This window comes from Pelagovum pacificum, assembly GCF_016134045.1.
GTDB classification, from domain to species: Bacteria; Pseudomonadota; Alphaproteobacteria; order Rhodobacterales; family Rhodobacteraceae; genus Oceanicola; species Oceanicola pacificus_A.
Window position 1 is genome coordinate 3,765,681 of the sequence record NZ_CP065915.1, and the last position, 12,363, is coordinate 3,778,043.

General features: G+C 64.6%; 15 protein-coding genes. 7 read left to right on the forward strand and 8 right to left on the reverse strand.

The features are described 5' to 3' along the window. Together I8N54_RS18540 and I8N54_RS18545 are read left to right on the forward strand one after the other, a co-directional pair. Positions 1-420 (forward strand): EVE domain-containing protein, encoded by a 420-nt coding sequence (locus I8N54_RS18540; RefSeq protein ID WP_140195150.1) that lies wholly within the window; start codon positions 1-3, stop codon positions 418-420. Between the two features lie 84 nt (positions 421-504). After that, positions 505-900: a DUF1761 domain-containing protein gene (locus I8N54_RS18545; protein ID WP_140195148.1), complete on the forward strand. Its 396-nt coding sequence runs from the start codon at positions 505-507 to the stop codon at positions 898-900. A gap of 179 nt (positions 901-1,079) precedes the next feature. Here the strand turns inward: I8N54_RS18545 and I8N54_RS18550 are convergent, their stop codons facing one another. From I8N54_RS18550 to I8N54_RS18565, 4 genes are all read right to left on the reverse strand, one after another. After that, complete coding sequence (locus tag I8N54_RS18550; RefSeq protein WP_140195145.1) at positions 1,080-1,421, reverse strand: DUF2853 family protein; 342 nt, start codon at positions 1,419-1,421, stop codon at positions 1,080-1,082. A gap of 141 nt (positions 1,422-1,562) precedes the next feature. Then, positions 1,563-2,426 carry a hypothetical protein gene (locus I8N54_RS18555; protein WP_140195143.1) on the reverse strand — a complete coding sequence of 288 codons (864 nt, stop codon included), beginning with the start codon at positions 2,424-2,426 and terminating at the stop codon, positions 1,563-1,565. A gap of 320 nt (positions 2,427-2,746) precedes the next feature. Further along, positions 2,747-4,138, reverse strand: a complete 1,392-nt coding sequence (gene ahcY / locus I8N54_RS18560) for an adenosylhomocysteinase (RefSeq protein ID WP_140195141.1) — start codon at positions 4,136-4,138, stop codon at positions 2,747-2,749. A 98-nt stretch (positions 4,139-4,236) separates the two neighbouring features. Then, positions 4,237-4,542 (reverse strand): hypothetical protein, encoded by a 306-nt coding sequence (locus I8N54_RS18565; RefSeq protein WP_140195139.1) that lies wholly within the window; start codon positions 4,540-4,542, stop codon positions 4,237-4,239. Between the two features lie 206 nt (positions 4,543-4,748). On the opposite strand from I8N54_RS18565, the gene I8N54_RS18570 reads away from it, so the two are divergent. Both I8N54_RS18570 and I8N54_RS18575 read left to right on the forward strand, forming a co-directional pair. Next, positions 4,749-5,852 (forward strand): hypothetical protein, encoded by a 1,104-nt coding sequence (locus I8N54_RS18570; RefSeq protein WP_140195137.1) that lies wholly within the window; start codon positions 4,749-4,751, stop codon positions 5,850-5,852. A 63-nt stretch (positions 5,853-5,915) separates the two neighbouring features. Beyond that, on the forward strand, positions 5,916-6,521 hold the full coding sequence (locus I8N54_RS18575; RefSeq protein WP_140195135.1) for an HD domain-containing protein: 606 nt from the start codon (positions 5,916-5,918) through the stop codon (positions 6,519-6,521). A gap of 156 nt (positions 6,522-6,677) precedes the next feature. On the opposite strand, the gene I8N54_RS18580 is transcribed toward I8N54_RS18575, so the two are convergent. Both I8N54_RS18580 and I8N54_RS18585 read right to left on the reverse strand, forming a co-directional pair. Beyond that, complete coding sequence (locus I8N54_RS18580; protein WP_197097576.1) at positions 6,678-6,824, reverse strand: hypothetical protein; 147 nt, start codon at positions 6,822-6,824, stop codon at positions 6,678-6,680. Between the two features lie 38 nt (positions 6,825-6,862). After that, on the reverse strand, positions 6,863-7,021 hold the full coding sequence (locus tag I8N54_RS18585; RefSeq protein ID WP_197097575.1) for a hypothetical protein: 159 nt from the start codon (positions 7,019-7,021) through the stop codon (positions 6,863-6,865). A 99-nt stretch (positions 7,022-7,120) separates the two neighbouring features. Between I8N54_RS18585 and I8N54_RS18590 the strand changes: the two genes are divergently transcribed. Next, entirely contained in the window at positions 7,121-7,999 is an 879-nt protein-coding gene (locus tag I8N54_RS18590; protein ID WP_140195133.1) for a LysR family transcriptional regulator, read from the forward strand. Here I8N54_RS18590 and I8N54_RS18595 read toward each other — a convergent pair. Together I8N54_RS18595 and I8N54_RS18600 are read right to left on the reverse strand one after the other, a co-directional pair. After that, positions 7,996-8,547, reverse strand: a complete 552-nt coding sequence (locus I8N54_RS18595) for an ActR/PrrA/RegA family redox response regulator transcription factor (protein WP_140195131.1) — start codon at positions 8,545-8,547, stop codon at positions 7,996-7,998. The genes I8N54_RS18590 and I8N54_RS18595 overlap by 4 nt on opposite strands. Before the next feature lie 58 nt (positions 8,548-8,605). Next, positions 8,606-9,229 carry an SCO family protein gene (locus tag I8N54_RS18600; RefSeq protein WP_140195129.1) on the reverse strand — a complete coding sequence of 208 codons (624 nt, stop codon included), beginning with the start codon at positions 9,227-9,229 and terminating at the stop codon, positions 8,606-8,608. 79 nt (positions 9,230-9,308) lie between these two features. On the opposite strand from I8N54_RS18600, the gene regB reads away from it, so the two are divergent. Both regB and I8N54_RS18610 read left to right on the forward strand, forming a co-directional pair. Continuing rightward, entirely contained in the window at positions 9,309-10,697 is a 1,389-nt protein-coding gene (regB, locus tag I8N54_RS18605) for a sensor histidine kinase RegB (protein ID WP_140195127.1), read from the forward strand. 73 nt (positions 10,698-10,770) lie between these two features. Beyond that, entirely contained in the window at positions 10,771-12,345 is a 1,575-nt protein-coding gene (locus tag I8N54_RS18610) for a PAS-domain containing protein (protein WP_197097574.1), read from the forward strand. Positions 12,346-12,363 lie beyond the last annotated feature (18 nt).

Consider the following 12,363-nt stretch of genomic DNA (forward strand, 5'->3'; position numbering starts at 1 on the left):
ATGGCCAGGTGGCTGTTCAAATCGGAGCCCTCGACGTGGTCTTGGGATGACCAGGTCGCCAAGGGCGACGCGGGCGAGGAATGGGACGGCGTGCGCAACTATGGCGCGCGGCTTCACATGCGGAACATGAAGCTGGGGGACCTCGGCTTCTTCTACCATTCGCAATCGGAAAAGGCGGTCGTCGGCATCGTCGAAGTCTGCGCCGAGATCCATCCCGACAGCACCACCGACGATCCCCGTTGGGAGTGCGTGGACATCAAGGCGGTGCGGCCCATGAAGACGCCGGTCACGCTCGACATGTGCAAGGCCGACGAACGGTTGAGCGACATGGTTCTCGTCAACAACACGCGCCTGTCCGTGCAGCCCGTGACGGACGAGGAATGGGCGGTGATCTGCGAGCTGGGCAAGACCGAGCGCTGACAGGCCCCTTCGCGGAATCGTTAGGCCCCCGGTCGGGGTCGTGGCATCCTCTGTCCCGGACAGAGGAGAAACGAGGGTCTGACAATGGGAATTCTTGCGATCATCCTTGCCGCGATTGCCGGTTTCGCGGTCGGGGCGGTCTGGTACATGCAGCTGTCGAAGCCGTGGCTTGCCGCTGCGGAGATCGAATGCGACGAGAATGGTAAGCCCGTCGGCGGTTTCAGCATCACGCCGTTCATCATCGGCTTCATCTGCATGCTCTGCGTCTCGGGCATGTTGCGCCATACGCTCGAGGCGTCCGATATCGAAGGCGTCTTGGCCAGCGCGGTGACGGGGTTCGGTGTGGGGCTGTTCTTCATCACACCTTGGGTCGCGATGAACTACGCCTACTCGAAGCGAAAACCGTTACTGACAGTGCTGGATGGCGGCTATTCCGTGATCGGGCCGACCGTCATGGGATTCGTGCTTGGCCTGTTCTGAAGTACGGAGGGTTCCGGCCATTGGTCGAAACCCTCCGCCTCACCCGCGTACACCCACACACGCGAAAGAAAGACCTGTCGGAGTTTCGACCATACTGGTCGTTCACGGGTTGTTCTAACGCGGATAACCCGACGAGGGCAAAGGCCGAACGCCGGGCATTTCGTTCAAATCCACAAGGCTCAGCCGTAGATGGATTCTTTTCCGAAGTGCTTCACCAGCATGTAGTAGATAACGGCGCGAAACTTCTGCCGCTCCGACCGGCCGTAGGTTTCGATCACGGACTCGATAGCATCCATCAGGTCCGGTGAATTGGCGAGGCCAAGCTTGCGGACGAGGAAGTTCTTGCGGATCGTCTCCAGCTCCTCCTTGTCGCTGGCGGCGACAGTCGAGGCATCACGGTTGTAGATCGTCGGGCCGCAGCCGATGGTCACCTTCGTGAGCAGGTCCATGTCCGGCTCCATTCCGCACTTCGTGCGAAGATCCTCGGCATATTCCGCGATCAGATCGTCTCGTTTGCCCATGCCCCTCTCCCTCTCACCTGGTTCCGTGGACGCCCTGCGCGGGTCGCAGGCAGAGCCTAGCCAAGGGCTTGGCCCGGGCAAAGAAAAAACCGGGCGGTGGGACCGCCCGGCTTCTTCCTCCCTCGGAAGGGAAATGTCGGCTTACATGAGTTCCGCGATCGGAACGTCATTCTCGATGCCTTCAACACCGGATTCGTCGAATTCCGGGTTTTCTTTCAGGCTCTCTTTTGTGGCGCCCGGCAGCATCAGGGACGTACCGCCATCGACCAGCTCGAAGTCTTCGAGCGGCAGGGCGACGGTGTATTCGCCGAGGCCGAGGAAACCACCGATGCCGATCACGGCTTCGACGCCTTCAGCCGGCTGGATCACGTAGTCGATCTCACCAACGCGCTCGTCGGCTTCGTTGCGAACGATGAGGCCAACGACGTCACCAACGGTCATTTCTTCGAAGCTGGTGAAGGTCGGCGCAACGGCTGCCATGTCGTCACCCGTCATGGTGTCGGTGCCCATCGCGGGATCGGTCGCGGCCATGTCACCGCCATCGGTCGCCATCGGGTCAGCAGCTTCGCCTTCGGCCATGTCGGTTTCGGCACCGTCTTCAGCCATCGGCTCGGCAGTTGCGTCGCCTTCGGCCATGTCGGTGTCATCACCTTCGGGGGCCATGGCATCTTCGCCTTCGGCCATCTCGGTGTCGTCACCTTCGGCAGCCATGGCGTCTTCGCCTTCGGCCATCTCGGTGTCGTCACCTTCGGCAGCCATGGCGTCTTCGCCTTCGGCCATCTCGGTGTCATCACCTTCGGCAGCCATGGCGTCTTCGCCTTCGGCCATCTCAGTGTCTTCACCTTCAGCGGCCATGGCGTCTTCGCCTTCAGCCATCTGGGTGTCCATCTCGGCTTCGGCGGCGGGCGCTTCGGCTTCGGTATCCGTCTCGGCATCCTGCGCGTAACCGGACGTTGCCAGAAGCGCGGCGGTTGCGGCGGAAATCATGAGGGTCTTGTAGGTCATTGGTACCTTCCTCCATCGTATTGCGATTGCTCAAACAAGACGCGACTCCGTGATTCCGTTCCGAAGAGGACAGCGAGTTGCCGTTAGGACAGGCGGATTTCCGCCACTCGATCCATTATTACTCAGTAAATACAGGGGTTTGTCGCGTTGGCCAAAGATGGCCGCCGCCGGGCGGACCAGTTGAAATCGAATTGGAGCCACCGGACCTGCCTCGCGCAGACAGGGCATTCCGTGGCCGTTCGCGACTGACACGCACAAAGAAGAGGGCCCCCGCCGGGACGAGCGGGGGCCTTCGAACTCTGTCGCGACGATCCGAGAGATCAGTAGCGGTAGTGATCCGACTTGAACGGACCTTCCGGCGTCACGCCGATATAGGAGGCCTGCTCGCCGCTGAGCTTCGTCAGCTTCGCGCCGATCTTGGCGAGGTGCAGCATGGCGACCTTCTCATCGAGGTGCTTGGGCAGGATGTAGACCTTGTTCTCGTACTGGTCGCCCTTGGTGAACAGCTCGATCTGCGCCAGCACCTGGTTGGTGAAGGAGGCCGACATCACGAAGGACGGGTGGCCCGTGGCGTTGCCGAGGTTCAGCAGGCGGCCTTCGGAGAGCAGGATGATGCGATGCCCGGACGGCATCTCGATCATGTCCACCTGTTCCTTGATGTTGGTCCACTTGTGGTTCTTCAGGCTGGCGACCTGAATCTCGTTGTCGAAGTGGCCGATGTTGCCGACGATCGCCATGTCCTTCATCTCGCGCATGTGCTCGATGCGGATGACGTCCTTGTTGCCGGTCGTCGTAATGAAGATGTCGGCGCTGTCGATCACGTCTTCCAGAGTCACGACCTCGAACCCGTCCATCGCGGCCTGGAGCGCGCAGATCGGGTCGACCTCCGTCACCTTGACCCGGGCGCCCGCGCCCTGAAGCGAAGCGGCGGAGCCCTTGCCGACGTCGCCATAGCCGCAGACGACGGCGACCTTGCCGGCCATCATGGTGTCGGTCGCGCGGCGGATGCCGTCGACGAGGCTTTCCTTGCAGCCGTACTTGTTGTCGAACTTCGACTTGGTGACCGAGTCGTTGACGTTGATCGCCGGGAACGGCAGCTGACCCTGCTTCACCAGCTCGTAGAGACGATGCACGCCGGTCGTCGTCTCTTCGGACACGCCCTGGATCATGTCGCGCTGGCGGGTGAACCAGCCGGGGTTCGCGTCCATCCGCTTGCGGATCTGGGCGAACAGCGCCTCTTCCTCTTCGGAGTGCGGCGTGGCGATCAGGTCCGTCTCGCCCGCTTCGACGCGCGCGCCCATCAGGATGTAGAGCGTCGCGTCCCCGCCATCGTCGAGGATCATGTTCGCGCCTTCGGGGAAGTCGAAGATCTTGTCGGCATAGTCCCAGTATTCCGGCAGCGTCTCGCCCTTGATGGCGAAGACCGGAACGCCGGCTTCGGCGATCGCGGCGGCGGCATGGTCCTGGGTGGAGAAGATGTTGCAGGAGGCCCAGCGCACATCGGCGCCCAGCGCGACCAGCGTCTCGATCAGGACGGCGGTCTGGATCGTCATGTGGAGCGAGCCCGCGATCCGTGCGCCGGTCAGCGGCTTGCTCTCACCAAATTCCTCGCGCAGCGCCATGAGGCCCGGCATCTCGGTTTCGGCGATGTCGAGTTCCTTGCGGCCGTATCCGGCCAGCGCGATATCCTTGACGATGTAGTCCTTGGCCATGCTTTGGCTCCCCTGCGATCCCGTGTTGCAAGCGACTTAGCAGGATGCAGGTGACTGAACAACGATCGCCGGGCGGACACGCGACCGGTTACATGCCGTCAGCTTTCGACTTCGGCGGGGGTAAAGGCGCGCTCTCCGAGGTCGAGCCAGGTGCTCCCCGCGGCCATCACGCAGGACCATCCGTTCGGGTATGTCTTGAGGATCGTCCAGGTCTGGCCGTCCTCGGTCCGGAAGATCTCGAAGATGCTGTCGTTGCCGTGCAGGCCGGTCCCGACAAGCTGCTCTTCGTAGTTTTCTCCAAGGATAGTGACCATCTTTTCCCGCTCGAGGCAGGTGGTCTGCGCCAGCGCGGGGGCTGCGCCGAGAAGTGCCGTCGTCGCGGTAGTGAGGAAACGTATCGCCATGTTCAGTCTCCCTCGACTGATGCGGCCCAAGGGGTCGCGCTACTCGGGCCCTCCCTTGGGCCTCGAGTAGAACCCGGGACTGGCTCTCGCAGGCGCGTTGGAATATCCGGAAGTGCCCGCGATCTTGAACTCCGCGGCGAACTGAGTGGTTTTTACGCGGCTTTGCCTGTTGCCTGTGCGGGTCGCGAGCGGAAACGGGTCCCGGCATGGTCGTTCACCAACTGAAATTGCCGGGACTGTCGCTACCGGAGGGCATCGCAACGCGGCGCGACAGCCCGGTGCCCGCGGAGTTGCGGGACGAGGAGTACCACGCCCGCTATGACGGGCGGACGCTGCTTTACGATTGCTTCCACGATCCGGCGCGCGGCGGCTTCGTCATCACCGCGCCCGCGTTCCGCAATCTCTGGCCGCTCTTTCGGGAGGGCCTGCGCCTCGACGGGAAACGCACGAAGGTCCTGCGCCGGGCATTCGGCCGGTCGGAGCGGCTCTTCATCAAGGGCGCTGAAACTGCGACCCTGACCTGGGAGCATGAGGGGCAGATCCATCCGATCCCCACTCGCGCCGGCATTGCGCCGGATTTCCGTGACGGGCGGCTCATCACCGCGATCAGCCGTGACAACGAGCTCGACTGGATTGCGGAATGGTGCCGCTTTCATGCGCGGCGGCATGGCGCGACGGGGGCGGTGCTGTTCGACAACGGGTCGACCACGTACGGACCGTCGGACCTTGCCGAGGTCCTTCGCATGACCCCCGGGTTTCGCGCTTCCGCCGTGGTGAGCGTGCCGTTTCCATATGGATACAAGCTCATCACGCCGGAAAAGGCATATCGCCTCCAGTTCCTGCAGACGGCGGTGATGAACCTCGTCCGCAACGACATGGCGTCGGAAGCGGACGCGGTGCTGAGTTGCGACATCGACGAGCTTGTCATGGGGCCGGCGGGCGCGTCCGTGTTCGATGCGGCGCACAACTGGACGGGCGGGCTGCGCATTCCGGGGCGGTGGGTCTATCCCGACCCGGACCAGCCGAAACCCTGTTCGCAGCACCTTCACCTCAACCGACCGGATCCGGATCGCGACTGCCCGACAAAGTGGTGCGCCCGACCGAAAGGGTGGCTCAGCGCCTTCGGCGGATGGAACGTGCATTACTACGGGGGCAGCCTCAGCACGCTCGCGCCGATCTCCGATGTCTTCTCTCTCGCGCATTGCGCGGGGACGACAACCGCGTGGAAAGACCGGAGCCCGCGTTTCGACATCCCCGAACGGCTGGTCCGCGATCCTGACCTTGCGGTCGCCATGGAAGATGCGGACTGAGCGCCGATTGCCTCCGCCGCGGCGGCTTGGGTAGAGAGAAGCGACACCAGACGGAGCGCCCCGATGCCACGGTCCCAGACGAAACCCGCCCGCGCCTGGCAGCGGATGCTGTCGGGACGGAGGCTCGACCTGCTCGACCCGACCCCGATGGATATCGAGATCGAGGACATCGCCCATGGCCTTGCCTTCGTGGCGCGATGGAACGGGCAGACGATGGGCGACTATGCCTACTCCGTGGCCGAGCATTCGCTGCTGGTGGAAGAAATCTTCGCCCGCCAGAACCCGAAGACGGAGCCGCGCTGGCGGCTTGCCGCCCTGCTGCACGATGCACCGGAATACGTGATCGGCGACATGATCTCTCCGGTGAAGGCGGCGGTGGGGCCAAGCTACGGCGCGCTGGACGACCGGCTGATGGCGGCGATCCATCTGCGGTTCGGCTTGCCGGCGCAGGTGCCGGTGCAGGTGAAGAAGCAGATCAAGAAGGCGGACAAGGTTTCCGCCTGGATGGAGGCGACCCGGATCGCAGGTTTTTCGGAGGCGGAAGCGACCCGCTTCTTCGGGCGGCCGGACGGTGAGCTGATCGAGATCTGCGAAATCAGGCTGCGGCCACCGATCGAGGCGCGGCGCGATTACACCGCGCGGCACGAGGCACTTCTCGCACTGCTCTAGCGGACGGATACAAGAAAGCCGCCCGACCTGCCGGTCGCATCACAGTCGTGGACGAACGGAAGGAATTACGGGCGGCTTTGTCTGCTCTGCCGGATCGGCGTCGCAGTCGTCAGGGGTCTTATGTTCGGTTCTACTGAAAGGTTCTATGGGAGGACCTCAGCGGTAGATCGAAGTCGTCGTCGCCTTGGTGATCCAGCGGATCGCGGCATAGTCGCGGAAGCGCTGGCGGGTGCTGGTTTCACGGACGGGCAGAGCGTCCGAGCGGGCGGCGATGTTGAAAGTGTCGGCGTAGATTGCGAGCATTGGAAGGCTCCTTTCGAGGGTCAGTGTGTGGCCGCGTCTCACCAGAGATCGCGGAAGGCGTTGAACCGGTGGCCCCGGTTGCCGCGACGGCTTTCCGGGACGAAACGGTCGGACCAGTCGTCACGCTGTCCGGGGATGTCTTTTCCGTGACGTGTCCGGGTTGCGTTCATCAGGGCATCTGCAAGTATCGTAAGCATCGTGGCCTCCTTCAGGCTTGCGTCGATGCCATAGTTCTATGGCCCGGCGCCCCACATAACGAGTCAGGAAGACTTCGGTAGTGTAAGAACGACTAACAGATGGACTGGCGCGACATCCCTTCGCTTTCGGCGCTTCGCGCGTTCGAAGCCGCAGCCCGGCTCGGCAGCTTTTCCGGCGCCGCGCGGGAGCTGAACGTGACGCACGCCGCCATTGCCCAGCATGTCCGGTCGCTCGAGGATCACTTCGGCGTCCAGTTGATGACCCGGCAGGGCAAGGCGATGGCCGTGACGGTCGAGGGACAGGGGCTCTCCCGCGCGCTGACCGAGGCCTTCGCGCTGGTCGAATCCGCGACGCGGGATCTTCTGGGACAGGGCGCGAACCGGGCTTTGCGAGTCGCGCTCACGCCATCGTTCGCCGCGAACTGGCTGATGCCGCGCATCGGACGGTTCTGGGTGGAGCATCCCGAGGTCGCGCTCGAACTGATCCCCAGCAACGACCTCGTCGATCTGCGGGCCGACGGCATGGACCTCGCCATCCGCTACGGGCGCGGCGGCTGGCCGGGCGTCGATATAGAGCAACTCGTTCCCGCAGGGCATGTCGCCGTCGGTGCGACTGCCAAGTATTCCGACCGGATCGGCTCCAGCTTTGCCGAACTCAGCGGTGAAACGTGGATCGTCGATTACATGGGCCGCGAGGAAGAGCTTTGGGCCGCCGAAAGCGGGATCGACTTCGAGAAGGAGAAAGTGCGCGCCTTCGACACCGCCGAACTGGCGCGCGAAGCGGCGAAAGCCGGGATCGGCGTCGCACTTCTGCCGCTGCCGATCGTGGTCGAGGAAGTCGTCGCCGGTCGGCTCGTGATCCTCACGCGGCAGATCGACTCCGACGTCTCCTACAGCATCCTGACGCGACCGGGCACCGTTTCACCGGCGCGGGACATCTTCATCCGCTGGCTGCGGAGCGAAGCGAAAAAGGGTTAGCGGGGCGACCGCTTGGCGAGGATGCGCTGCAGCGTGCGGCGGTGCATGTTCAGCCGGCGGGCTGTCTCGCTCACGTTGCGGTCGCAAAGCTCGTAGACCCGCTGGATATGCTCCCAGCGGACGCGGTCGGCGCTCATCGGGTTTTCCGGCGGCGGCGGCAGCGCGTCGGACCGGGCGAGCAGGGCGTTCGTGACGTCCGTCGCATCGGCGGGCTTGGACAGATAGTCGGTCGCACCGAGCTTCACGGCGGCGACCGCGGTCGCAATGGCGCCGTAGCCGGTCAGCACGACGATGCGGGAGTCGGGGCGACGTTCGCGCAGCACTTCCACCACGTCGAGGCCGTTGCCGTCCTCCAGCCGGAGGTCGATCACCGCATAGGCGGGCGGACGGGCGGTCGCGATGGCTTTGCCCGCGGCGACGGATTCCGCCATCTCGACGGAGAAGCCGCGTTTCTCCATCGCCTTGGCCAGGCGGCGGAGAAATGCTTCGTCATCGTCGACCAGCAGCAGCGACGGGTCGTCGCCCAGATCCAGTTCGTCCTTGCTCACCAACGGGTCCTTTGTCCGTTAAGGTTGTCGTTCGTCGTAACCGTCTGGCCGGATTGCGTCAATTCGCGGCGTCCAGAACGCATTGTACCCGGTCGGCCATCTCTTCCGGCGTGGCCTCCCGGCGGAAGAAGTCGATGAACCCTTCCCCTGGCATCATTAGGTAGGTCATCGCGGTATGATCGACGAGGTAATAGTCCGGATCTTCGTCGTCATGGACGTTGTAATAGACCTTGTAGGCCTGCGCCGCCGCGTCGATCTGCTCTTTTGAGCCGGTGAGGCCCAGCATGTCGGGATGGAACGCGTCGGTGTAGTCCGTCAGCACCTCCGGCGTGTCGCGATGCGGGTCGACGCTGACGAAGACCGGCTGCACATCGTAACCCCGATCTTCCAGCATCGTCACCGCGGTCGCCGTGCGGTCCGTGTCGACCGGGCACACATCGGGACAGAAGGTATAGCCGAAATAGACGAGCGACGGTTCGGTCAGGACATCTTCGTCCGTCACTGTCTCGCCGGTTTCGCTCACCAGTTCGAACGGGCCGCCGATGTCGCCGCCAACCGCACCGGACGTGCATTGGGCATAGGTGCCGGTCGAACCCGCGAACTCGGTCCACAGGAAGGTCCCGCCCAGAGCGAGAACCACGACACCGACAGCGCCGGTTGCGAGAAGCGTGTTCCGTTTCATGCAGGTGCCCTTCATTGTTCCCGTCCTTCGGGAGACATAATGTCGTGCCAGTCCGCCGCAACGGGAGTTAACGCCGCACATGGAGGATACCGAGTTCCAGATGTTCCAGGACCGCCAGCGGTCCAACTGGGTGCGGCTGCGGACTTTGGTCGTGATCCGCTGGATCGCGATCGCCGGCCAGACCATCGCCATGCTGGTCGCGATCTACGGCTACCGGCTCGATATCGAGGAGGGGCTAGCCGCCGTCACCATCGGCGCCTCCGTCCTCGCCAACCTGTTCACCACGTTCCTGAACCCGGAAAACAAGCGCCTGTCGGAGCGGCAGGCGACGCTGATGATGGTGTTCGACGTGTTCCAGCTCGGCGCGCTGCTCTATCTCACCGGCGGGCTGAACAACCCGTTCGCGCTGCTGATCCTCGCCCCGGTCACGATTTCGGCAACGGTCCTGCATCTGCGCAGTACCGCCATCGTCGGCGCGCTCGCCATCGTCGTGATCAGCCTGCTCGGGCTGACCAGCCTGCCGATCCGGGGGCCGACCGACCTGCCACTCATCCTGCCGCCGATCTTCGAGTTCGGATACTGGCTCGCCCTCGTGATCGGCGTCGTGTTCCTGTCCGTCTACGCCCGGCAGGTCACCAACGAGATGCACGCGATGGGCGACGCGCTGCTGGCGACGCAACTTGCGCTGGCCCGCGAACAGAAGCTGACCGACCTCGGCGGAGTCGTTGCCGCCGCCGCGCACGAGCTTGGAACACCGCTGGCCACGATCAAGCTGGTGAGCTCCGAGCTGATGGAAGAGCTCGCCGACAACCCCGATCTTTATGACGATGCGCGGCTGATCCGTTCGCAGGCCGACCGCTGCCGCGACATCCTCCGCTCCATGGGGCGGGCCGGGAAGGACGACCTGCACCTGAAGCGCGCGCCACTGGAAACCGTGGTGCAGGAAGCCGCCGAGCCGCATCAGGACCGCGGCAAGCCGGTGCTGTTCGAGATCGGACCGGAACCCGACTGCGACGACCTGCAGCCCGTGGTCTATCGCCGGCCGGAGGTGATTCACGGCCTGCGCAACCTCGTGCAGAACGCCGTCGACTTCGCCCGGGACGAGGTTCACGTCTCGGTTCGCTGGTCCCCGACGACTGTGACGATCCGGATCAGCGACGATGGGCCGGGCTTCCCCGCCCATCTGATCGGGCGGATCGGCGATCCGTTCGTCACCAACCGCCGCGCCAGCGAGGACCGGCAGAGGCGACCGGGTTACGAAGGGATGGGCCTCGGCCTATTCATCGCCAAGACGCTGCTGGAGCGGTCCGGCGCGCGGCTGTCCTTCGCCAGCGACGGCGGCGGCCGGAAGGAGCGGAGTTACGGCGGTGCCATCGTGCAGGTGGTCTGGCCTATCGACCGGCTGCGCCCCCGGAAGGGCGATGGCGAGACGGCCGCACTCGGAGAGAATCGTCCGATCACCGCCTGACCGCGCGCGCCGATTAACCGCGCCTTAAGACTACTTGTGCAGGGTCCTCCGCGGTATGTCCGAGGGAGCGTCGATGTCCGCTGTGAACCTGTTGGCCCTGCTTCTGCCCGCGTCCGTCTGCATCGCGGCGATCGTCACGATGTTGCGCCGCCCGGATGAACGGAAGTTGCTCGCCCGACAGATGATGGTCGAGGCGGAATCTTCCGTCGCCTTCCTGTTCGACGGCACCCGCCTTGCCGACACGACCGGACCGGCGCGCGACCTGCTCCGCGGCCAGCGCGGCACGCAACCCGACGACTGGGTCGCGTTGACGGACCTGCTCGCCCGACACTTTCCCGACTTCGAGGAGCGTGTCGCCATGCTCGGCCAAGACGGGCGGCAACGGCTGACGTCCCCCGACGGCGACTCCTGGGCCGATGTGGAGCAATGGGACGGCTTCACGCGCATCTGCCTTTACGGTGCGCTGGGCAGCGGCGGGACATTCGCGCCGCTTGCCCTATCCGCGATGGAGCAGGAACTGACGGCCCTGCGCGCCCTGGCCGAAGGTGCGCCGCTGATGATCTGGCGCGAGAACGAGAAGCGGCAGGTGGTCTGGGCGAACCAGGCATATCTACAGACCGCCGCGAGTGTCTCCGGCACCGAGGCGGAGGATTGGCCGCCGCGCCGGCTGTTTGCGGAGGTCGGCACGTCCGAACCGTCCGATGACGTGGAGGAGGATCGCCTGCCTCTCGACCTGCCGGGGGGAGAGACGCTGTGGTACGATGTGACCACCATTCGCGCCGTAACAGGGTCGATGCATTTCGCAATTTCCGCCAGCGCGGTCGTCCAGGCGGAGGCAGCCCAGCGCAACTTCGTGCAGACCCTGTCGAAGACCTTCGCCGATCTTGCCATCGGGCTGGCCATCTTCGACCGGGACCGGCGGCTGGTGATGTTCAATCCGGCCCTCATGGAGCTGACGCATCTGCCGGTCGATTTCCTCGCCATGCGGCCCGGGATCAGCACCTTCCTCGACCGGCTCAGAGAGCAGAGGATGCTGCCCGAACCGAAGGATTACGGCAATTGGCGGCATGAACTCGCGGCACTGGAGGCGCGGGCGACCGACGGCACCTATTGCGAGAACTGGGCGCTGCCCGGCGGCCAGACCTTCCGCGTCACCGGCCGACCACATCCCGACGGCGCAATCGCCTTCCTGTTCGAGGATATCTCGGCCGAGGTATCCCTTGCCCGGCGGTTCCGCGGCCAGATCGAAACCGCTAACAGCGCGCTCGACGTGATGGACGAGGCGATCGTCGTCTTCACGCCCGGCGGTACTGTCGCGCTCACGAATCTCGCCTACGACCGGCTGTGGCACGGCGACCGGGAGGACGACGCCGTGCCCGTCGTGAACCAGAAGCTTCGGGACGAGGCGGAGACCTGGAAGGCCCAATGCATCGCGACCGATTTCTGGCCAGACATCATCGCCAGCTCGACCGATCCGGAGATGCGCAAGCCGTGGACCGGTCGCACACGACGCACCGACGGCCGCACCGTCGATTGCCGGGTCGTGCCCCTGCCGCGCGGGGCGACCATGGTCGGCTTCACCCTCCCGACGGAGGAGCGTGGCATCTCCACCATCCCGCCGACCCTCTACGCGACCGGTAGCCCCTGACGCGACGCCGCCGCGGGC